This is a genomic window from Nocardia cyriacigeorgica, assembly GCF_029868385.1.
Classification (GTDB): Bacteria; Actinomycetota; Actinomycetes; order Mycobacteriales; family Mycobacteriaceae; genus Nocardia; species Nocardia cyriacigeorgica_F.
The window spans coordinates 142984-165439 of sequence record NZ_JARWNX010000064.1 but is presented as its reverse complement, the minus strand read 5'-3'; the positions used below and the strand labels follow the sequence as shown (position 1 = coordinate 165439).

18 protein-coding genes and 1 tRNA gene are annotated in these 22456 nt (G+C 67.2%); 5 read left to right on the top strand and 14 right to left on the bottom strand.

The genetic code is table 11. The features are described from left to right. The first annotated feature begins 77 nt into the window (after positions 1-77). On the top strand, positions 78-1370 hold the full coding sequence (locus tag QH168_RS26145; protein ID WP_280468535.1) for an MFS transporter: 1293 nt from the start codon (positions 78-80) through the stop codon (positions 1368-1370). 145 nt (positions 1371-1515) lie between these two features. Continuing rightward, positions 1516-2493 carry a DMT family transporter gene (locus QH168_RS26140; protein WP_280468534.1) on the top strand — a complete coding sequence of 326 codons (978 nt, stop codon included), beginning with the start codon at positions 1516-1518 and terminating at the stop codon, positions 2491-2493. Positions 2494-2595: 102 nt separating this feature from the next. Here the strand turns inward: QH168_RS26140 and QH168_RS26135 are convergent, their stop codons facing one another. Together QH168_RS26135 and QH168_RS26130 are read right to left on the bottom strand one after the other, a co-directional pair. Further along, complete coding sequence (locus QH168_RS26135; protein ID WP_280468533.1) at positions 2596-4134, bottom strand: Rieske 2Fe-2S domain-containing protein; 1539 nt, start codon at positions 4132-4134, stop codon at positions 2596-2598. Between the two features lie 61 nt (positions 4135-4195). After that, a complete protein-coding gene (locus QH168_RS26130) occupies positions 4196-5197 on the bottom strand; it encodes a hypothetical protein (protein ID WP_280468531.1) in 1002 nt (333 codons plus the stop codon). Between the two features lie 182 nt (positions 5198-5379). On the opposite strand from QH168_RS26130, the gene QH168_RS26125 reads away from it, so the two are divergent. Together QH168_RS26125 and QH168_RS26120 are read left to right on the top strand one after the other, a co-directional pair. Then, positions 5380-6141, top strand: coding sequence for a lysophospholipid acyltransferase family protein (locus QH168_RS26125; protein WP_280468530.1), 762 nt, complete (start codon positions 5380-5382; stop codon positions 6139-6141). A 123-nt stretch (positions 6142-6264) separates the two neighbouring features. Beyond that, positions 6265-6337 (top strand) — tRNA-Gly (locus tag QH168_RS26120). Between the two features lie 90 nt (positions 6338-6427). Here the strand turns inward: QH168_RS26120 and QH168_RS26115 are convergent. The 12 genes from QH168_RS26115 to QH168_RS26060 form a co-directional block, all read right to left on the bottom strand. Beyond that, entirely contained in the window at positions 6428-8680 is a 2253-nt protein-coding gene (locus QH168_RS26115; RefSeq protein WP_280468529.1) for a heavy metal translocating P-type ATPase, read from the bottom strand. 69 nt (positions 8681-8749) lie between these two features. Further along, positions 8750-9679, bottom strand: a complete 930-nt coding sequence (locus tag QH168_RS26110) for a hypothetical protein (protein ID WP_280468528.1) — start codon at positions 9677-9679, stop codon at positions 8750-8752. 49 nt (positions 9680-9728) lie between these two features. After that, positions 9729-9932, bottom strand: coding sequence for a heavy-metal-associated domain-containing protein (locus QH168_RS26105; protein ID WP_280468527.1), 204 nt, complete (start codon positions 9930-9932; stop codon positions 9729-9731). A gap of 72 nt (positions 9933-10004) precedes the next feature. Continuing rightward, the gene (locus QH168_RS26100; protein WP_280468525.1) at positions 10005-11423 is read right to left on the bottom strand and encodes an MFS transporter; all 1419 of its coding nucleotides are present in this window, start codon (positions 11421-11423) and stop codon (positions 10005-10007) included. 221 nt (positions 11424-11644) lie between these two features. Next, positions 11645-12349 (bottom strand): sterol desaturase family protein, encoded by a 705-nt coding sequence (locus QH168_RS26095; RefSeq protein ID WP_280468523.1) that lies wholly within the window; start codon positions 12347-12349, stop codon positions 11645-11647. A 21-nt stretch (positions 12350-12370) separates the two neighbouring features. Further along, positions 12371-13090, bottom strand: coding sequence for a FadR/GntR family transcriptional regulator (locus QH168_RS26090; RefSeq protein WP_280468521.1), 720 nt, complete (start codon positions 13088-13090; stop codon positions 12371-12373). Positions 13091-13261: 171 nt separating this feature from the next. After that, positions 13262-13930 (bottom strand): hypothetical protein, encoded by a 669-nt coding sequence (locus QH168_RS26085; RefSeq protein WP_280468520.1) that lies wholly within the window; start codon positions 13928-13930, stop codon positions 13262-13264. After that, complete coding sequence (locus QH168_RS26080; protein ID WP_280468519.1) at positions 13927-15606, bottom strand: ABC transporter family substrate-binding protein; 1680 nt, start codon at positions 15604-15606, stop codon at positions 13927-13929. The genes QH168_RS26085 and QH168_RS26080 overlap by 4 nt, the downstream gene beginning before the upstream one ends. Positions 15607-15653: 47 nt before the next feature. Further along, entirely contained in the window at positions 15654-17330 is a 1677-nt protein-coding gene (locus QH168_RS26075; RefSeq protein ID WP_280468518.1) for an ABC transporter family substrate-binding protein, read from the bottom strand. A gap of 10 nt (positions 17331-17340) precedes the next feature. Further along, a complete protein-coding gene (locus tag QH168_RS26070; protein ID WP_280468517.1) occupies positions 17341-19227 on the bottom strand; it encodes an ABC transporter ATP-binding protein in 1887 nt (628 codons plus the stop codon). Further along, on the bottom strand, positions 19224-20147 hold the full coding sequence (locus tag QH168_RS26065) for an ABC transporter permease (RefSeq protein ID WP_280468516.1): 924 nt from the start codon (positions 20145-20147) through the stop codon (positions 19224-19226). Before QH168_RS26065 ends, QH168_RS26070 begins: the two co-directional genes overlap by 4 nt. A 139-nt stretch (positions 20148-20286) precedes the next feature. Next, entirely contained in the window at positions 20287-21264 is a 978-nt protein-coding gene (locus QH168_RS26060) for an ABC transporter permease (protein WP_280468515.1), read from the bottom strand. A 173-nt stretch (positions 21265-21437) separates the two neighbouring features. On the opposite strand from QH168_RS26060, the gene QH168_RS26055 reads away from it, so the two are divergent. Further along, the gene (locus tag QH168_RS26055; protein WP_280468513.1) at positions 21438-22277 is read left to right on the top strand and encodes an HAD family hydrolase; all 840 of its coding nucleotides are present in this window, start codon (positions 21438-21440) and stop codon (positions 22275-22277) included. The last annotated feature ends 179 nt before the right edge of the window (positions 22278-22456 follow it).

Here is a 22456-nt window from a genome sequence, read left to right as displayed (position 1 = left end):
ACGACGATGCTGATCACATGCGTTTGCTCATCTACGGCTGTTGATTCGGTCCGGTCGGATCGGCCGAGGCGATCGGCATGCGTGCGCTGACCGTACGGGCGGTGCTGTTCGCCGCACTCGGCGACTTCTTCCCGCTCTACGCCGTCTACGCCCTGCTGTTCGCCGACCACGGCCTGAACGCCGGGCAGATCTCCTCGTTGTTCGCCCTGTGGTCGGCGACGGCGTTCCTGCTCGAGGTGCCCTCCGGCGCGTGGGCCGATACCGTCTCGCGACGCGGCCTGCTGATACTCAGCGGCGTGCTGCTCACCGCGGGATTCACGCTGTGGACCGTGCTGCCGACCTACCTCGGCTTCGCCGCCGGGTTCGTGGTCTGGGGCATATCGGGGGCATTGCAGTCCGGGACGTTCGAGGCGCTGCTCTACGACGAACTCAGCGCACGCGGTGAACCCTCGGCCTTCCCACGCATCCTCGGCTATTCGAGGGCGGCCACCGAAACCGCCGCGCTGATCGCCATCCTGGCCGCGACCCCGCTGTATCTGGTCGGCGGTTATCCGTTGATCGGCTGGGTGAGTGTGGCGATGGCGGCCGCGCACACCGTCGTCGCGTGCACCCTGCCCGCCGCACCGAAAGCGGTGTCGACGGCGGAGGTGGACGAACTCGACGACGAAACCGCCGAGCCAGCGGCTGTAGAACCGCGGTCGACCGCTCGACCGATCGCACGCTATCTGTCCATGCTGAGATCCGGTGTGCGCGAGGCGACCCGGATCAAGAGCGTGCGCAACGGCGTTCTGCTCGGCGCCCTGCTGTACGGCATCACCGCCTTCGACGAGTATTTCGCGCTGGTGGCGGGAGAGGCGGGGGTCGCGACCGCGGTGGTGCCGCTGCTGGTGGCTGTCACGGTGGTCGGCTCGCTGATCGGTTCGGTGACGGCGGGCCGGACCGAGACGATGCGGGCACGCACCATGGGTATCGCCGTCGCGGTGGCCGGTGTGCTGTTCATCGCCGGTGCGGTGGTGGTCGGGCTCGCGGTGCGGTGGCCCGCGGCGGTGTACGTGCTGACCGGTTCGGGATTCATCGCACTCGGTATCTCGTACGGCATCGTCTACAACGCGACCGTGGTCGCCGAGGCGCGGCTCCAGGACGCCATCGAGGGTCCGGCGCGAGCCACGGTGACCTCGGTGTCCGGGCTGCTGTCGGAGGTGGTCTCGCTGATGGCCTTCGGCTTCGTCGCACTGGTGACGGTGTGGTTGTCGATGTCGGCGACGGTCGCATTGCTCGGATTCGCAGTGCTGGCGATCGCGGCGGTGACACCGGCGTGGTTGCCGCGCCGATCGTCGGTGCCGAGCCGGGTGGTCGACCACAGCGGATGACGCGTGCCCTCCGCTGTGTGCGGTGGACGGCGATGGTGTCGACGCAGGGGCGCGTGTTGCCGTCCTCGATATCGGTATTACTGGTCGGCCGAAGCTCGCCGGTACACACCGTGGTGGCCGGGCCGTACGCGGTTAAGGTGGCGCGGTGGCGGTGCACATGCGGCTCGGGCTCGGTCTCGGCATGTCGATCGGGGCCGGGGTGGCGGTGCAGGCGCGGATCAACGGTGCGCTCGGCGCGCGGCTGCACGACGGAATCGCCGCCGCTGTCGTCAGTTTCGGCACCGGTCTGCTGGTATTGGCGGCGGCGTTCGCCTGCTCACGGCGGCTGCGTACCGGGCTCGGCGATATCCGGCGTGCGGTGGCGGCGGGGCAGTTGCGGCCATGGCAATTGCTCGGCGGACTGTGCGGTGCGGCCTTCGTCGCGAGTCAGGGCCTGACCATCACCGCGCTCGGGGTCACCGCATTCACCGTCGCCGTGGTGGCGGGTCAGTTGACGAGCAGCCTGGTGGTGGACCGGCTCGGGTTGGCGCCGGGCGGCCGCACTCCGGTGACGTCGCGCCGCGTCGGCGCCGCTGTCCTCGCGGTGTTCGCGGTGGCATTGGCCGGGCTCGGCAGCGCACAGGTGAGCGGTGCGCTCTCGGCGCCGACCGCCCTGGCCGAGGTCCCCGCGGCGGTGCTCATCCTCGTGCCAGCGCTTGCGGGTATCGGTCTGGCCTGGCAGCAGGCGGTGAACGGCCGAGTCGGCGCGGTCGGCGGACCGTTCCCGGCGACCGGCATCAACTTCGCCGTCGGCCTCATCGGACTGCTCGTCATCGAGGCCATGGTCGTCGCGGGTGCGGGCCTGCCCGCCGAGTTCCCGACCGAGCCTTGGCTGTATCTCGGCGGCGTCATCGGCGTGGTGTTCATCGCCCTCGCCGTCCTCGTCGTTCGCTGGATCGGCGTGCTACTGCTCGGACTCACCTCGGTGGCCGGTCAGCTGATCGCTTCGATCGCCCTCGATATCGCCACACCCACCGGCGCTGGACTGTCCATGACGGCTGTCGTCGGCTGTGTCCTCACGCTGGTCGCGGTGGCATTGGCGACGGGCGTACCGATGGGCAGGCGTACCGAACGGCCGACCTGACCCGGCCGCCGATCCGGTGCCGCCGTCGACCCCCTATGGTCCAGGGCCCGCAACCGGCCCGCTGCGAGCCGGGCCCCGGCGATCGGGATCCGCCGTGCGCGCTCAGACCAGCTTGCGCGAGCGCAGCTCATGCCCCTTGGAGGTCTTGCAGCGCCCGGATTCCAGATCCCACTGCCAGCCGTGCAGATTACAGGTGAGCGTATTGCCTTCGACGACACCGAATTTGGACAGGTCGGCCTTGAGGTGGGGGCAGCGGCGTTGCACTTCCCAGCCCGCCAGCTCGGTGGACGCGGAATCGTCGTGGGCTTCGGCGAACCAGCCGTCGGCGTAGGCGATGCGCTCATCGGTGAGGCATTTGAAGAAGGTGTAGAGGAACTCGTTGTAGCCGCCGATGCGCCACGCCTGGAACCGGGTGGACAGGAAGATGGTGTTCACCCAGTCCGGCTCGTTATCGCGCAGTACGGTGCGCACCAGCTCCGGCGCGATCCGGAAGCCGTAGCGGTATTTGCCCTCGCCCTCGATCGGGCCGCGCACCAGGCGCTTCGGGAAGTCCAGCACCACGGTTTCCTCGCCGATCACCAGGCCGACGGGATAGCCGATGCCGTCGCAGATGAGGTCGCTCTGCACCATGATCGGCTCGAACAGCGCCTTCAGCGGTTCCAGCAGCGATCCCTCGCCGGTCGCCCAGGATGCCTTCTCGGCAGCGATCACCGGCGCCATGCGCTCGGCCATCCGCTCGATATAGGCGGCCTTGTCGTCGTAGATCTCCGCCGGATCGAACGGGTGGGTCAGGGCCAGTTCGCCGCCGTGCACCTCGGCCACCGAACCGGGGATCATCAGGATCCCGCCCTCGTTGCCGTGGATCCGCATCTGCTCGAGGAACACCATCTGATCGGGGAAGATGTTGCCCTCGTCGCCGCGGTCGTCGTTGAGATAGCGCAGCTCCTCGTCGAGGAAGACCGGCGGCCCGGCCGACGGCACCACCCAGGTCGCGCCGACCTGTTCGATATAGCTACGGGCCCGGTCCATACCGCGCTGCCGTTTCTGCTTACCGAAATTCGACTTGGTGCGGTTGGGGATGTCGTAGACCATCGGGTACCAGATGGCGCCCGAATATTGCAGCAGGTGGATATCGATGTGCCCGAACGCGTCGTGCAGCACGTCCATATCCACCGGGCGGGCATCGTTCATATTGAAGCAGGTGGTCTCGCCGTCGGAAACGATGAGTCCGGAGTCGCCGATCGGGCCGTCGGCGGGGGCCCGCAGCGCGATGATCATGATCTCGAGATCGCCGCCGGGCCCGGTCACCGTGTGCTTGACCGAATCCTCGGTCTCGAAGAACTTGTGGAAACCGAGTTTCTCCAGCTCCCGGCGCAGATCCGGGACCGGATAGTCCGGCAGCAGGACGGTGGCGTCCTTGTTGACGTGGGCGGCGAGGTTCTCGGCGTCGAAGTGGTCGCGGTGCAGATGGGAGACGTAGAGGAAATCGCAGTTGCCCAGCGCGTCCCAATCGAGCTGCGTGTTGTCCGGGAACGGGACCCAGGAGGCGAAATAGGCGGGATTCACCCAGGGATCGCAGAGGATCGATCCGGCCGTCGTCTGGATATGGAAACCCGCATGTCCGACGCTGGTGATCTGCACGAGCCTATTCCTCCTGAACCGCGGTGTTTCCGTACTGTCAGCCGGTCGTCCAGGGTAGTCGTTACGGGGAAACGTCCCCGATGCAGTAGCCGTCTGCGGCCTCACCGAGAGTGAAGGTGCGGTTCTGCGTCACACCCGACGAGTTGGTGACCGGCACCTGGACCCGGACATATCCGGCACGCAGCGGCGATGAGTTGATCTGCTGATCGGCGAAGGCGGTCGTGCCGGTCAGCTGTCCGGGATTGTCGGCCAGCGGTGCGCGCACCGGGCTTCCGGTGCCCTGTGGATCCCAGGTCGCCGGAGTCGCCGGGCACAGCAGCGGATGGGTGCCTTCCTGATCGGCCGCATCCAGCGGGTCGCCGGTGAGCCGGGCCAGATAGCGGCGCACGGTGTGGCGGGCGTCGGCATCGTCGTAGCCGGGTTCGACGCCTGCGGGGTATACCCGTGGACAGGCGTACCCGGAGTCGAGCGCGGCTCGCTCGACGGTGACGGTGGTGCCCGCACCACGCCAGGTGACGACGTCGTCGGTGGCCGTGCCCGGCTGGGCCAACGCCGCGAGCACCGGCTGCGGGTCGGCGTACATTTCCGCGACGGTCAGCGGTGGCAGCGTCCAGCAGGTGGCCTGCAACTGTGCGATGGTGCGGGTTTCCAGGTCGACGGCCCAGCGCTGCATCGCGGGCGCCGCCGCCGGCAGTCCGGGCACCGCGCCCACCGGGGGAGCGTCGGCCGGAACCGGCGGGGTGGGCGGTGCGGGCGGCGTCTGCGCCGGGATCGCCGCGGGCGGCGTTGTCACGGGGGTGGTCGTGGCCGGATCGTCGCCGGGGATGCCCACCGCCGAATCGCATCCGGTGAGCAGGACGGCACCGGCGACCGCCAGGCCGATCACGACGGGACGCGCCACCGTGGCGGCCCGCCCCCGGAACGTCGTCGCACCATCGGTCCTGCGTCGAGGATCGGCGTCGGAGCCCGCCGGATGTGTCGTCGAGCGGGGACGAGTGACGTTCGAGGCGCTACGGCGGGGTACCTGCGACATCTGCTCGACGCGTTCCACTTCGACGATCACCTTTCTTCGTGCCTGTGACAGGACGTGCGTTGGCCGATCGCCCGACCACCGCCGACGCGGTGCGCACCGGTCGCCGCGCGCGCACCCGGACCGCACGCGGAGCGGACGGCGGGTCGCTGCGCCGAACGTGTTATCGCGGCGCACTGCCGGATCGGACGGGCAGCGACTACGCTAGCGGAATTGTGGAACCCGTCTACCGGACGATCATCGGCCTGGCCCGTACCGTCTTCTTCGTTGAAGGTCTGAAGTTCACCGTCACCGGCGATGAACACATCCCCGCGTCCGGTGGCGCCGTTCTCGCGGTGAACCACACCGGATACATGGACTTCACCTACGCCGGACTTCCGGTGCGCACGCCCAAGCGCTACATCCGGTTCATGGCCAAAAAAGAGGTCTTCGACAACAAGATCTCCGGCCCGATCATGCGGGCGCTGAAACATATTCCGGTCGATCGCGGCGCGGGCGCGGATTCCTATCAGGCCGCCCTCGACTATCTGCGTCGCGGCGAACTGGTCGGGGTGTATCCCGAGGCGACGATCAGCCGCAGCTTCGAGATCAAGGAATTCAAATCCGGCGCGGCGCGCATGGCCATCGAAGCCGATGTGCCGATCATCCCGATCGTCATCTGGGGCGCGCAGCGGGTGTGGACCAAGGGCTTCCCGAAGCGCCTCGGCCGCACCAACACCCCGATCTCCATCGCGGTCGGCGAACCCATCCAGCCCTACGAACCGGCCGCCGACCTCACCGCCCGGCTACGCGAGACCATGCAGCGCATGCTGCTCGAGGTGCAGCGCGACTACCAGCACGAACCCGGCGCCTACTGGGTCCCGGCCCGACTCGGCGGCTCCGCGCCCACGCTGGAGGAGGCCGACGCCATGGACGCCGCCGAAGCCGCGGCGAAGGCGGCCGCACGGGCCGAACGCAACAACGCCGACCAGCAGTAGACCTTCACCGGCGAAAGACACCCGGTGACAAGCCGGTTTGGTAGCAGACGCGCCTTACCGCTAAAGTTTGGCGTCGCACGATGACGCCGAGCGGATATCCACTCCGAGCCGATATCGCGCAATGCGGATGTAGCGCAGCTGGTAGCGCATCACCTTGCCAAGGTGAGGGTCGCGGGTTCGAATCCCGTCATCCGCTCTCTGATTCCTTTGAACTTCTTGTTCACAACGATTCGACACGAATGGGCGGGACGGCCGATCGCCGTCCCGCCCATTCGTCGCTGTGCCCCTACCGCGCGGTGGAGCGGAAGTTGCGCAGCCGCAGGCTGTTACTGACCACGAACACCGAGGAGAACGCCATCGCGGCGCCCGCGAGCATCGGGTTCAGCAGGCCCGCCATGGCCAGCGGAATCGCGGCCACGTTGTAGGCGAAAGCCCAGAACAGGTTGCCCTTGATGGTGGCGAGGGTGCGCCGCGAGAGCCGGATCGCGTCCGCGGCGGCCCGCAGATCACCACGCACCAGGGTCAGATCACTGGCCTCGATCGCGACATCGGTGCCGGTGCCCATCGCCAGACCGAGATCGGCCTGAGCCAGTGCGGCAGCATCGTTGACGCCGTCGCCGACCATGGCCACCACCTTGCCCTCGGCCTGCAACCGCCGCACGGTGTCGACCTTGTCCTGCGGCAGCACCTCCGCGATCACCTCATCGATGCCCACCTGATCACCGATCGCGCGGGCGGCGGCGGCATTGTCACCGGTCAGCATGATCGGGGTCAGGCCGAGCGCACGCAGCTGGGTGATGGCCTCCGCCGAGGTCGATTTCACCGCATCGGCGACAACCAGCACCCCGCGAGCCTTACCGTCCCAGCCGATCGCGACCGCGGTCTTGCCCTCGGCCTCGGCGGCCGCCATGGACCGTTCGAGATCCACGCCGAGAGGCTGCGACCAGTCCGCGAGCAACCGCGCCCGGCCGACGATCACCGCGCGACCGTCCACCACACCCTGCACACCGAGGCCCTCGATATTGGCGAACCCCTCGACCGGCTTCAGCTCACCGACAGCCTCCCGCGCACCCTTGGCGATGGCCTGGGCAATCGGGTGCTCGGAGGAATCCTCCAGCGCACCGGCCAGGGCCAGCACCTCATCGGCGTCCTCGCCCTCGGCCGCGATGACGTCGAGCAGGGTCATCTTGCCGGTGGTGACGGTGCCGGTCTTGTCCAGCACCACGGTGTCCACCCGGCGGGTCGATTCCAGCACCTCCGGTCCCTTGATCAGGATGCCGAGCTGGGCGCCGCGCCCGGTGCCGACCATCAGCGCGGTGGGCGTGGCCAGCCCGAGGGCGCACGGGCAGGCGATGATCAGCACCGCCACCGCCGCGGTGAACGCCGCCGCGATCGCACCGCCGGTACCGAGCCAGAAACCGAGCGTGGCCACCGACAGCGCGATGACGATCGGCACGAAGATACCGGAGATCCGGTCGGCCAGCCGCTGGGCCTGCGCCTTACCGGTCTGCGCGTCCTCCACCAGCTTCGCCATCTGCGCGAGCTGGGTATCGGAGCCGATCCTGGTGGCGCGCACCACGATCCGCCCGCCGACATTGACGGTCGCCCCGACCACCGTGTCGTCCTGACCGACCTCGACCGGGACCGACTCGCCGGTCAGCATGGACGCGTCCACCGCCGAGGACCCCTCGACGATCACGCCGTCGGTGGCGATCTTCTCACCGGGCCGCACCACGAACCGGTCGCCGACGACCAACTGCTCCACCGGAATCCGCTGTTCACCGTCCGCGCGCAAAACCGAAACTTCCTTCGCGCCCAGCTCGAGCAGTGCCCGCAACGCGGCCCCTGCCCGTCGCTTGGACCTGGCTTCGAAGAAGCGTCCGGCCAGGATGAAGGTGGTGACGCCCGCCGCGGCCTCGAGGTAGATGCTGCCGGACCCGTCCATCCGGGAGATGGTGAATTCGAACGGGTGGGTCATACCCGGCGTGCCCGCCGTACCCCAGAACAGCGCGTAGATCGACCAGCCGAACGCGGCGAGCGTGCCGATCGAGACCAGCGTGTCCATGGTGGCGGTGGCGTGGCGCAGATTCGTCCACGCCGCCTTGTGGAAGGGCAGCGCGCCCCACACCACCACCGGCGCGGCCAGGGTGAGCGAGAGCCACTGCCAGTTGGTGAACTGCAAGGCCGGGATCATCGCCATGGCGATCACCGGGACGGTCAGCACCAGCGAGACCAGCAGCCGGGTGCGCAGCGAGGCGGTCGGATCGTCATCGGCGGGCGCGGCCTCGGCCGCCTCGGCCTTCGGTGCGGGCAGTTCGGCGGTGTATCCGGCCTGCTCCACCGTGGCGATCAGCTCGTCGGGGGAGATGTCGCCGGTGAAGTCGACGCGGGCCTTCTCGGTCGCGTAGTTCACCGTGGCGGTGACGCCGTCGAGCTTGTTGAGCTTCTTCTCGATGCGGTTGGCGCAGGACGCGCAGGTCATGCCACCGATCACCAATTCGACCTGCCCGGTGGCTGGTGGTTGTGTCACGGTGGTCATGGGTCGCTCCGTTTCTGTGCTGCTGAGGAAATTGTCGCTCGGTGGGTTCGGACGGGCTACGGGGGCGTGTCAGTGCCCGTGGCCTGGTTGTTCGTCGTGTCCCGCATCGGAGGCCGAACCCGGTGCGGCCGTCGCGGTGAACTCGGCGGTCCGCACCGCGCCCTCGTGCTGGAAATCGAGGAAGAGCCGGTAATCGCCGGTGGTCGGCGCCGTCGCGTAGAAGGTGATGCCGGGGCCCGCGGCGGTGACGCCGTCGCCGGGCTCGCCCTCCGGGTGAACGTGCAGGTAGGCGAGGTCGGCGGCGCGCAATGCGACCAGATGACCATAGGCGCCGAGGTAGGGCTCGAGGTCGGAGACGGGCTGGCCGTTGCGGCTGACCGACAGGGTGAGCTTCGCGGACTGACCCGGCGTGAGGGCACCGTCGAGGGTGACGGTGTACTCACCGACCGTGGCGGTGGTCGCCGGTGCGGGCAGCGGCTGTGCGTCGTACTGGCCCGCGACCCGCAGATCGGCGCCGAGGGTCAGCGCTTCGCCGCCTTCGGGCGTGAAGTCGGCGTAGACGCGGTATTCACCGGCCCGCGCGAGGTTCAGCGCAACGCTCCAGGTGCCCGCGCTGTCCAGGACCGGGTGTACGTGCTGGAAGGCGGCCATATCCCGGCGGACCACGATCAGGTGCAGATCCTTGTCGTGCGATCGCACATATCGGGTGACGGGTGCGCCCTGGTCGTCGAGGATGCGGAATCGCAGCTGGGTGTCGGCGGCGGCGGTGGTCGTCGCGTTGTCCAGAGTGAGCGTGTAGCCGTTCTCGCTCGCGAGCAGTCCGCCCGGCAGTTCGGCCGAGCCGGATCCGCCGGTGGCGGCGGATCCGGCCGGGTGCGCGGTGTCGTGCCCGGCCGGATCGGCAGGTTCCGGACCGACCGCGGCACCGACGCCGAGAGCGATCCCGAAGACCGCCGCGAGGCCGAGGGCGAATCCGGCGAACTTGGTGGTTGTGTTCATCGGGAGGCTCCGTTTTCCAGGTAGTGGTTGTGGATTGCTGTGGATGGATTCAGTCGGCCAGCTGGAAACCGGCCGCGCTGACGGCCGCGGCGAGGGCCTCGCGTTCGATGGGTGCGCCGTCGACGGTGACCGTGCCGTTGTCCAGGTCGACGGCGACGTCGGTGACGCCGGGCAGGGCGCCGACCTTGTCGCGGACCTTGTTGACGCAGCAGCCGCAGGTCATCCCGGTGATGGTCGCGGTGGTGGTGCTCATCGAGTTCTCTCCTTCTCGGTGACGGACGATCCGTCGAACGTGGTTCTTACCATACCCCCCTAGGGTAACTTGTCAATTCCCGGCGGCGACTCCCTCCGGTGCGGGCGAGCGCATGATGGCGGCGGTGATACCGGCGCCCGCGACAGCGATGACGGCGGCGCCGAGGAAGGCCGCGGCGAACCCGTTGGTCAGTTCCGGCAGGTCACCGGCCTGATCGGCGCCGAACGCGGCCGCGACCGCGGTCATGGCGGCCAGGCCGATGGCCGAGCCCACCTGGTAGCTGACATTGACGATGCCGGAGGCCAGGCCGCCCTCTTCGGGACGCGCCGCGGAGATGGCGGTACCCAGCGAGGGTATGAACGCCAGCGACATGCCACCGGCCGCCACCAATGACGCCGGGAGGACGTCGACCCAGAAATTGCCGGTCGGCCGCACCAGCGACATGATCGCCAGGCCAGCGCCGAGCACCAGCAGACCGGTCACGATCATCGGCTTGGCGCCGAAGCGCTGCATCGCCCGCGGGGCGAGCACGACCATGCCGAGCATGATCAGCGTCGTCATCGGCAGCAGTGCGGCGCCCGAGGGGAATGCGCTGTAGCCGAGCACCTGCTGGAGGTAGAGGTTCAGGAAGAACCACATCGGCACCCAGGCCGCGCCGAGCAGTAGTTGTGCGATATTGGCGGCGGCCAGATTCGGTGCGCGGAAGATGCCCAGGCGCATCAACGGTTCACTGCGACGCGACTGGAGATAGACGAATCCGGCCAGCAGTGCCGCCGATACCGCGAGCACGCCCCATGTCTGCCCCGAAGCCCAGCCGACCTCCGGCGCCTGCACGATCGCGTAGACCGCCGCGGCCAGACCCGCGGTGACGGTGACCGAGCCGAGCAGATCCACCGAACCCGAGCGGGCGGGCGCGGCAGGCATCAGCAGTGGAACGGCGATCAGCGCCAGGATCGCGATCGGCACATTGATGTAGAAAACCCAAGGCCAGCTGATGTATTCGGTGATCACACCGCCGAGGAACACACCCGCGGTGCCGCCGGCCGGTGCCGCGGCGCCGTAGACCGCCAGCGCTTTGGTCAGCTCCTGTGGCGACGAGCCGAACAGCATCATCAGCAGTGTCAGTGCCGATGGCGCGATGAGGGCAGCGCCGCCGCCCTGGATGGCGCGTCCGGCCAGCTCGGTGGCCACAGTGCCCGCGGCGCCCGCAACCACCGAACCGGCGAGCAGCACCACCCAGCCCGCGGCGAATACCCGGCGCGCGCCGACCAGATCCGAGAGTCGGCCGCCGAGCAGCAGCAGACCGCCGAAGGCGATCACATAGGCATTGAAGACCCAGGTCAGATTCTCCTGGGAGAAACCGAGTTCGGCCTGCATCTTCGGTAGTGCGATGCCGATGATCGAGGTGTCCATGATGACCATGAACTGTGCGGCGGCGATCACCGCCAGCGCCCACCACTTCTTCGTGGTGGATCTGGTCTGCGTAGTCATGAGAGGTCCCTTCCTTCCCGGAAGCCGTATCAACTGCGCAGTACCATACCCCCCTAGGGTATTGAGATGTCAAGGCTCGGGCCACAAACGACTGCGCCGACACCGCGGAGGTGTCGGCGCAGAGCTGTTCGATATGGGGTAGCGGGCGATGAGCCACGCTTCGATCACGGGGCTCGGTTATCCGGGCCGACCTGCTCGAACGGGCTGTCGGGGGCGCTGGTTCAGGCCGAATGCAGGCGGCGGGCCGTCGGCGAGGTCGGCGTCATGGCCGGATCGGGGCAGGTTCCGAACAGGCGGTCGGCCGTACCCGAACTGGTGACCGTGAACCAGTAGTGCTCGTTCTTGTAGTGGTGATGGCGGTGGTTGCGCCAGATCGCCCGGTAGAGCGAATGTTTCGGCTTGTAGTCGGTGTGGATGAGATAGTGCGTCCACTCGTAACCGAGGCCGAGCGTGGTGACGGTGAGCAGGAAGGTCAGGCCGAGGCCGAGGCGCGGGAAGGCCAGCAGCGCGAGCGCGACCAGGACCACGACCAGCACGATCAGCGTCTTCGTCGGGATGAAGATCAGTGGGATATCGCGCGGATCCACATGATGCTCACGGTGTTTGCGCGCCAGTTCGCTATCGATCGCGATCGGGCCGACCTTGCGTGGGCGCCAATGCAACACCGTGACATGCACGACCCATTCGAAGATCGGGAAGACGGCCAGCATGGCGGCGGGAACCAGCGCGTCGGTGAGTTGCCAGTCGCCCACCATGATCCGCCCGACCAGTGCCGCGACCAGCGTGATCCCGATCAGCCACGGCGAGGGATGCCGGACGAATTCGCGGGCCGCCGCGCGACGGGTGAGGCCGCGACGCACTGCGCGTTCATCGCGGCGGACCAGGGCGCGCGCGGTGGTGTCGATCGAATCGGGTTCGGTGGTCATGGCTACTCCAAGGAAATGTGCTCAGTGCCCGTCGAGGACAACGATCAGGGCGTTGGTCGCCGGTTCGAGCAGCGCCCGAGCCTGCTCGGCGGCCTCGTGCGGTCTGCCCGCGACAATGGCGGCGGTCAGGGTGCGGTACCCGTCGGCATTGCCCACCTCGGCCGACATCACCGGGGCGAGCGCCGCGAGCGCGGGCTCGTACGCCGCGCGCAGCATGTTGAACATCAGTCGGAATACGATCGAATCGGCCGCGTCGACGATGTGATCCCAGAATTCGAGCGCGATCCGCTGCTGTGCGACCGGATCCGCCTCGGCGGCTATCGCGTCCACCAGGCCGTTCAACGTGCCGGCCAGCGCGCCGGATTCCGCCGGATGCCGCGCGGCGGCGAGTTCGGCCACCTTCGGACCGTTGTGCAACCGTGCCTCCAGAATGCTGCGCGCCACAGCCGGATCCAGCGCACCGGACCGCACGAGCAGCCGCGGCAACACCTCCAGCCCCGCCCCACGCCGATAGTCCAGCACCGTCGTCGCATCCCCCTGCCGCACCGACACCAGCCCCGCCGCCGCCAGCCGCTGCAACGCCTCCCGCACCGCGGGCCGCGACACCCCGAGCGCCTCCGCCAGCTGCCGCTCACTCGGCAACGCCGTCCCCGGCGCCAACTCACCGCTCAGCACATCACCGGCGATCTGCTCGAACACATCACCGGACACCGACCGCTTGACCACAGGTTGCAACGCCATACCTCACTGTGCGCCACATAGGTAAGGAGGTCAAGTGGTCAGACCAATTTGCCAGCTATTCGGCGCGCGGCTTCTAAACGGGCATGAACTTTCGGATACGCCTGTCGATCGACGTGACCGCGCCGCCCGCCCAGCAGGATGCGCCGTGGGCGTCGACGCGAACGGGCTACTTCAGCTCGGGTCCGAGCCGCGGATGGCGGAGAGCCAGAGGGCGGTGGCGGCCGCGACGCAGGTGGCGGCGGTGAAGGCGGGGATGCCGCCGCCGTCGATGTAGATCCAGAACAGGGCGGCGAATGGGGCCGCGACGATGGATTGTGCGTCGAGGAGTAGCCGTCGGAAGGGCGAGGCGGCCGCATTCGCCTGGGCAACGGCATCGGGATCGGGGCGGGAAGGGTTGTCGATCAGGCGGCCCGCTGGCTCGGTATCGCGCACCCGGCCCGATGGGTAGAGCCGGACTCCGTTCACGGTGATCGCCCGCTCGTCGAGTTCGGCCGTCGCCTCGGTCAAGGTGATCAGCGCGGGATCGAAATACACCGGAAGCCAGCGGGTCTCGCGACCCTGCGTGAACTCCAGCCACGATCGGCTGATCAGCCGATGCTGCTGCCGCACCCGCCGCACCGCCAACCGCTCCCGAGCCCCTATCCCACTACCGAGCCACCCGAGCGCCCGCGCCATCCGAACCCCGGCGTACCCGACGATCCCCACCGCGACTGCGGCGAGCGCACTGAGCTGGTCCACATCGGCGAACGGCGCCCACGCGGTGATCACCGCGAGGGCGCCGAAGGTGACGGTGAGCGGATAGGCCAGCGGATGTTCGGTCCGGCCTGATCCGCGGATCACTTCAGGAAGCCGATTTTCGTGTAGTCGAGCGAAGCCAGGCCCGCCGCACCGTAATTGGCGAGATCGGCACGTACGCCGACGTTTCCGGCCGACTGGAACAGTGGAAGTGAATGCCCTTCCTGCCAGATCTGCTGATCGACCTGGTTGGCCAGCTCGATCGCCTGCTGCGGATCAAGCTCCGAGATGGTCTGCTCGATCAAGGCGTTCAGCTCGGGCGAGCCGATGCGACCGTAATTGCCTTGCAGATCATCCGGGTTGTAGGCGTAGATCTGGTTGAGGCTGCCGAACGGGAACGGGTCGCCGACCCAGACCCAGAGCGCGACATCGAAGTCGCCGGGCTGGATGACATCGGTGAAATAGCCACGGCCCGGCTTGGTCTCGATATTCATCTTCACGCCGACCTGGGCGAGATTCTGTTGCATGATCTGCGCGACCTGCACCCAGGTGTCGTCGTTGTACATGACATTGCGGATTTCGAGCTTGCGGCCGTCCTTTTCCCGGACGTCGCCGTTGAGCTTCCAGCCGAGTTCGTCGAGTTCGCGGGCGGCGGCTTCCGGATCGAACGGTAGGCTGTTGTCCTGATATCCGTGCTGACCTTGCAGGTAGATGTGGTTGTTCAGCGGTTTCGGATTCTCCACCAGCCCGTTCTGCACGGCGGTCGCGATGCCCTGGCGGTCGATGGCCTTGGCGATGGCGACCCGCAGTTGTGGATCCTCCAGAATGGAGCCGGGTGCACCGTTGTAGGTCAGATGTGACCAGCTGTTGCCCGGTGCGCGGCGGATCGCCACGCCCGCGGTGTTTCTGGCCGTCTCCATATCGTCGCGGGTGGCGAGGCCGACGGCGTCGAGTTCATTGTTGGCGAGGGCGGGGACATACGCCGAGCTGTCGAGCACCGAGAAGGTGATCGTGTCGAGTACAGGCTTATCGCCCCACCAGGTGGGATTGTGCCCCAGCGTGATGCGGCCCTGCCCGCGGTCGGTCGACTGCACCATGAACGGGCCCGCGGTCACTTTGATCTCGTCGACGAGGCTGGTGTTGAACGCTTCGGGCGTCGCGGTGACCGATTTGGGGAACAGGAACGAATTACCGGCGAACTGTCCGCGCCAATCGGCATAGGGCCGGTTGAAGGTCAGCACCGCCTGGCGGTCGTCGACACCGCGTTCGACCTTCTCCACACGATCGAATCCATTGGTGCTCGCGATCAGGAAGCTCTTGTCCCTCCCGCTGAGCGCATTGGCCTGGGACGCGATATCTTCCCAGGTGATGGGGGTGCCGTCGGACCAGACCGCCTTGGGATTGATGGTGTAGACCACCGTCTGCGGATTGGTGTCGGTGAGCTGGATATCGGTGAAGTAATCGGTGTTGATGGATACTTCGCCCGCGGCATCGATCTTGTAGGACCGCGGCAGCATCGGTCGCTCGATAGCGCCGATATCGTATTCGTTGCCGTCATTGGACAGCGAATTCCAGTTCGCCGGATACGCGGTGACGGCAAGCCGCAGATTGCCGCCGGGCCGGAGTTCGCTCACATCATGCGGATTGATGTCGTTGGTTGCGCCGATCTCGGCGACGGCGCCCTCGGGGGCACCGCTGTCATCGCTGGCGCACCCCGCCGCGATGAGGCTGAACGCGAGCAGTGGAACCGCGAGTCGTCTGCGCAGCAATCGATTCCTCATGATCTGACCTTCCTGCTCGATCGTGCGTGATCGCAACGATTGTTCGCTCACTTCACGAACCCGACCTTCGTGTAGTCATAGGACGCGAGTCCGGGTGCTCCGTAATTGGCGAGGTCTGCGCGGACCGCGACGTTACCCGCCGACTGCACCAGGGGCAGCGAGAAACCGATCTCGAACAGTTTGCGGTCGATCTCGTTGGCGATCTCGATCGCTTTGTCGGGGTCGAGTTCGGCGAGCGCCTTGTCGATGAGGTCGTTGATCTCCGGTGATCCGATGCGACCGTAATTGCCCTGCATATCGTCGGGGTCGTAGCGGTAGATCTGCGGCAGGTTCTTCAGCGCGAATACATCGCTGGACCACACCCATTGCGCGGCATCGAAATCGCCTGGCTGGATGACATCGGTGAACAGGCCCTGGCCGGGGCGGGTATCGATGTCCAGCTTGACGCCGATCTGCGCGAGATTCTGCTGCATGATCTGCGCGATCTGCACCCAGGACTGTGCGTTGTACATGACGTCGCGGATGACGAGTTGGCGGCCGTCCTTTTCCCGGACGTCACCGTTGAGCTTCCAGCCGAGTTCGTCGAGTTCGCGGGCGGCGGCTTCCGGATCGAAGGGCAGGCTGTTGTCCCGGTATCCGTGCTGACCCTGGACGTACACGTGGTTGTTGAGCGGTTCGGGGTTCGCGACGAGGCCGTTCTGCATGGCGACGGCGATGCCCTTGCGGTCGATGGCCTTCGATATCGCCACCCGCAGCCGGGGATCTTCCAGAATCGAGCCGGGGGCCCCGTTGAAGGTCAGATGTGACCAGCTGTTGCCCGGCGCCCGGCGGATCTGCACGCCCGGTGTGCTCTGCGCGGTGCGCATATCGTCGATGGAGGCGATGCCGACCGCGTCGATCTCATTGTTCTGCAAGGCCGGGATCACCGCCTCGTTCGCCAGCACGGTGAAGGTGATGGTGTCGAGTTTCGGGGTGTCGCCCCACCATTTCGGATTCCGGCCGAGCACGAAACGGCCCTGCGCCTTGTCGACGGACTGGATGATGAACGGTCCGGCGGTGAGGCCGAGCGCCTCGAGCTGGCTCTTGTTGAACGCTTCCGGCGTGCTGGTCACCGAGGCCGGGAAAAGGAAGCCCTCACCGGCGAACTGGCCCTGCCAGTCGGCGTAATGCTCCTTGAAGGTGATGATGGCCTGCCGGTCGTCGACACCGCGTTCGACCTTCTCGACCCGGTCGAAACCGTAGGTCATCTTGATCAGGAATTCGGGGTTGGTCCCGCTCAACGCCGCGGCCTGTGAGCGCAGATCCTCCCAGGTGATCGGCGTGCCGTCGGACCAGACCGCCTCCGGGTTGATGGTGTAGACCACCCGCTGCGGGTCGGTGCCGGTGAGTTCGATACCGGTGAAGTAGTCGGTGTTGAGCGACAGTTCACCCGAGGCGCTGGTGTTGAAAGCGCGCGGCATCAGCGGGCGTTCGACGGAGGCGACCTCGCCGTCGGCGTCGATATTCAGCGCGTTCCACTGTTCGGGGAACGAACTCAACGCCAACCGCAGATTGCCGCCGTCACGCAGCTCGGAGACATCGCGCGGATTGATGTCGTTGGAGGTGCCGAGTTCGGCGACCTCGGCGCCCGGCGCCGGATCGTCGGAATTCGAACACCCGGAAAGCACCAGACCGGTCGCGAGGGCCGCGATGGCCAAACGTGAACCGAGGGAGTGTATCCGCACGGCAAACCTCCTATCGGCTCACGACGGGTTCGGGTACCGCGTCGATCAGTGACCGGGTGTATTCGTGTTCAGGGTTGCCGAAGATCTGCTCCGCCGGTCCGGATTCGACGATCTTGCCGCGATACATGACCGCGATGTCGTGGGCCAGATTGCGCACCACGGACAGGTCGTGGGAGACGAACAGATAGGACAGTCCGCGTTCGGCTTGCAGATCGCGCAGCAGATTGAGCACGCCCGCCTGGATGGAGACGTCGAGGGAGGAGACCGGTTCGTCGAGGACGAGCAGTTCCGGGTCGAGGGCGAGGGCACGGGCGATGCTGATGCGTTGTTTCTGGCCGCCGGAGAAATCGGCGGGATAGCGGTCGGCGTGTTCGGGGCGCAGCCCGACCTGGGTGAGCAGTTCGGGGACCCGGCGGGTGATCTCGGCGCGTGGGCGGCCGTCGATGCGCAGCGGTTCGGCGATCGCGTCGTGGATCGGCAGCCGTGGATCGAGCGAGGCGGTGGGATCCTGGAAGACGATCTGCATCTTGCGGCGGATCTCGCGCCTGCGGGCCTTGGTCAGGGTGGCGACATCGCTGCCCATGATCTCGATGTGGCCCGATTCCGGGCGCACCAGATCCAGGATCTGGGTGAGTGTGGTGGATTTGCCGGAACCCGATTCACCGACCAGCGCGAGTGTGCGGCCCTTACGGACCTCGAAGCTGATGCCGTCGACGGCGCGGACCTCGCCCTTGCGGCGGCGGAACACCACTCCCGACGTGATGGGAAACGTCTTGACCAGGTCCTCGACCCGCAACACCACCTCGGTATCCGGTTCGGCGACGGCCTCGGGTTCGGTGATCTCGCTGCGATAGGCCTCGAACAGCTCCGTCGACCCGACCTCGGCGGTGCGGATGCAGGCGGCGGAATGTCCGGCGGCAATACGTTCCAACGGCGGTTCGGCGGTGCGGCAGTCATCGATGGCAATGGGGCAGCGCGGTGCGAATGAGCAGCCTGGCGGTAGGGCGTGCATGGCGGGCGGCGCCCCGACGATGGGGATCAGCGGGCTGCGGGCCGGGCCGTCCATCCGCGGGATGGAACCGAGCAGGCCGACCGTGTACGGCATCCGGGGTGCGTTGAACAGCTCTGCGGTGGTGGCGGTTTCGACGATCTTGCCCGCGTACATCACCGCAACCCGATCGGCGAGAGTGGCGGCGATACCCATGTCGTGGGTGATCATGATGACGCCGGCGCCGGTGATATCGCGCGCCTTGCGCAGCAGGTTCAGGATCTGCTTCTGCACGGTGACATCGAGCGCGGTGGTCGGCTCATCGCAGATGATCAGCGCCGGATCGTTGGCAATGGCCATCGCGATGACCACGCGCTGACGCATACCACCGGAGAACTCGTGCGGAAACGCCTTCGCACGCATCTGCGGGTCCGGGATACCCACCAGTTCGAGCAGTTCGACGGCCCGTTTCGCCGCATCGGACTTGCTCATCGAACCGTGCGCCAGTAGCGCCTCGGCGATCTGATCACCCACCCGGTACACCGGCGTCAATGCCGAGAGCGGGTCCTGGAACACCATGCTGATCGAGCTGCCGCGCAATGCGGACAGCTGCTTGTCGCCGAGTCCGAGCAGTTCACGACCACGCAACCGGATGGACCCGTTGATCCTGGCCTGTTCCGGTAGCAGGCCCATCACCGCGAGCGAGGACACCGACTTACCGGACCCGGACTCGCCGACGATCGCGAGGACTTCCCGATCGGACACGGTGTAGTCGACCCCGCGCACGGCATCGACCCTGCCCTCCTCGCTGGGGAAGGAGACCCGCAGATCGGTGACCTCCAACAGCGGTGCGGTGGAGTTCTTCTCCAGCGAAGTCTTCTCGGCCGTCGTCCCGGCAGTATCCGTCATGCCTTTGCCTTCGCCTTCCGCGACCGGGCCCGCTTGGCGCTCGGATCGAACGCGTCGCGCAACCCGTCACCCACCAGATTCGCGCACAGCACCGTGATGATCAGCAGACCACCGGCGAACAGGAACAGCCACGGGTAGGTCAGCGCGGATTTGGTGCCGGAGGCGATCAGCGAGCCGAGCGAGACATCCGGCGGTTGCACGCCGAAGCCGAGGAAGCTCAGTCCGGTTTCGGCCATGATCGAGGCGCCAACGGTGAGGGTGGTGTCGATGATCAGGATCGAAGCGATGTTCGGCACGATATGGCTGATGATCACCGTCCGGGTGGGCGCACCCATATACCTTGCGGCCCGGACGAATTCGCGTTCGCGCAGGCTCAGCGTGAGCCCACGCACGATCCGCGCGCTGATCATCCAGCCGAACAGCGCCAGCAGCACGATCAGCAGCGCGATCGAACCGCTGCCCTTGGTGCGCGGTGCGAACAGGGCGATGATGATGAAGCTCGGCACCACCAGCAGCAGGTCGACCAGCCACATGATGGCCTTATCGGTCCAGCCGCCGAGCAGTCCGGCGATGGCACCGGCCAGCGCGGCGATGGTGGTGGAGATGATCGCCACGCAGAATCCGATGATCAGCGATTTCTGGAGTCCGCGCAGCGTCTGGGCGAGTACGTCCTGGCCGATCTGGGTGGTGCCGAACGGATGCTCCGGGCTCGGTGGTTTCAGCAGTGCGGTGTAATCGAGCTGCTGATAGTCGTAGGGCAGGAACGGCGGCAATGCGAAACTGACGATGAACAGCACCACCAGCGTGATCGCGCCCGCGACGGCGGGCTTGTTGCGCAGGAACCGGCGCAGTACCAGTTTGCGTCGTCCGGTGGCGGCGACCTCCGGCGCACCCTGGACGATGATCTCGGCTTCGGTCACGGTGCCCCCATGGTGGGATTCGCGGGCTCTACGTGGTTACGCAAGCTGCCTCCTCCGGGCCCGACGCTCATGCTTGCGCCCATGGTGGGATTCGCGGGCCCTGCGTGGTTACGCAAGCTGCCTCCTCCGGGCCTGACGCTCATCCCACACGCACCCTTGGGTCGAGAATCGCGTACACGATGTCGGACAACAACCCCGACACCAGCACCACGAGACCGGCGAACGCGGTCACCGTGACCACGACATACAGGTCCTGGGCATTGATCGAATCCACCAGCCATTCGCCGACGCCGTGCCAGCCGAAGATCTTCTCGGTGAAGGTGGCGCCGGTGATCAGGCCGCCGAGGCTGTAGGCGAACAGGGTGGCCATCGGGATCAGCGCGGTGCGCAGGCCGTGTTTGTAGAGCGCCTTGCTCCTGGTCAAGCCTTTGGCGCGGGCGGTGCGGATGAAATCGCTTTGCAGCACGTCGAGCATGGCGTTGCGCTGGTAGCGGCTGTAACCGGCCATACCGCCGAGGGCGAGCGTCAGTGTGGGCAGCACCAGATGCTGGAGCCGGTCGAGCAGCTGTGGGCCGAACCCTTCGATGGTGCTGGCCGAGGTCTCGCCGGTGTAGAGGAAGATCTGCTGGCCGGTCATCGAATTGATCTCCAGCGCACCGTATTTCAGCAGCGTCGCGAGCAGGAACACCGGTGTCGACAGGATCAGCAGCGAGACGATCGTGGTGAAGTAATCGCTGAATTTGTATTGGCGTATCGCCCCGGCGGCGCCGATCAGCACACCGAGCACGGTGCCGATCACCGAACCGATGATGAGCAGACGCAGCGATACCGCGACCCGGCGCGGCAACTCCTCGCTCACCGGCTGCCCGGACAGCGTGGTGCCGAAATCTCCTTGCGGGATTCCCTTCAGCCAGGTGAGATAGCGCTGCGGAATCGGCTCGTCCAGATGCAATTCGGCGGCCTTGGCGTCGATCACCGCCTGCGGCGGCCGCGGATTGCGCTGTTCCAGGCTGTCCAGCGGACGAAAAGTCAGCGACGCGAGGCTGAACGTGAGAAATGAGGCCAGCAGCAACAGCACGACATAGTTGAGCGCACGTCGTAGCAGAAAGCCGGTCATCGGTCCCCTCGAGTCCTGGTGTAGCCCCCGATCATAGGGAGCCACCGGCCACCGCGCGCGCCCGACGGGTTACCAGCGTGTTCATCGGTCGGCAATCTCGAATGCGTGCGCCGGGCAACCCTTCGGCGTCGACGGCCGGGGGGGCGCGGCGCCCGCGGTGGAGAGACAGCACAATGGAATGGGTGACCCGTGTGCATCTGCCGAAGCCGGAACTCGTCGCCTCCGATGTGGACGGCACCCTCATCGACCCCGACGAGCGGGTGACCGCACGCACCAAAGCGGCCGTCGGCGCGCTGGTCGCCGACGGTGTGCCGTTCGTGCTCGCGACCGGAAGACCGCCGCGCTGGATCCGTCCGGTGGTGGACGGCCTCGGCTTCGCGCCGCTGTGCGTCTGCGGCAACGGCGCCGTCATCTACGACAGTGCCGCCGACCGGGTGCTGACCAGCCACACCCTCGATATCGACACCCTCGGCTGGATCGCCGACCTCGCCGAGGCGACGCTGCCCGGCTGCGGCCTGGCCGCCGAGCGGGTCGGCGCGAGCGCGCACGACGCGGTGACCCCGCAATTCGTCAGCTCCCCCGAATACGAGCACGCCTGGCTCAATCCCGACGACACCGCCGTCGCGCGGCACGAGGTGATCGACGCACCGGCGATCAAGATGCTGATCCGGCTGCCCGGCGCCCGCAGCGGCGATATGCTGCGTGCCCTGGCACCGCTGGTCGGCGACCGCGCCGACATCACCTACTCCACCGACCACGGCCTGATCGAACTGTCGGCGCCCGGCGTCACCAAGGCGTCGGGTCTGCGCACGGTCGCCGAACGCCTCGGCGTCGACCCGAGCGCCGCCATCGCCTTCGGCGATATGCCCAACGACATCCCGATGCTCACCTTGGCCGGTCGCGGCGTCGCCATGGCCAACGCCCACCCCGAGGCCCTCGCCGCGGCCAACGAGGTGACCACGACCAATGCCGAGGATGGTGTGGCGCGGGTTCTCGAACGCTGGTGGATGTAGCGGTCGCGCTCGCGCTATCGAGTCGCCGCGACGGCTTCAGTTGTGCATACCGACAAGGCCCGGCGCGGTCGATGCCCTCGCACGCGGCGTGGCTCGGCAGCTGTGCCGATGTCGCGTTGGGCCGGGAGGCGTCGTGCCGGGCCGCGTCACCGTCGCGTCGGGCCGCTGTCGCTGGGCGG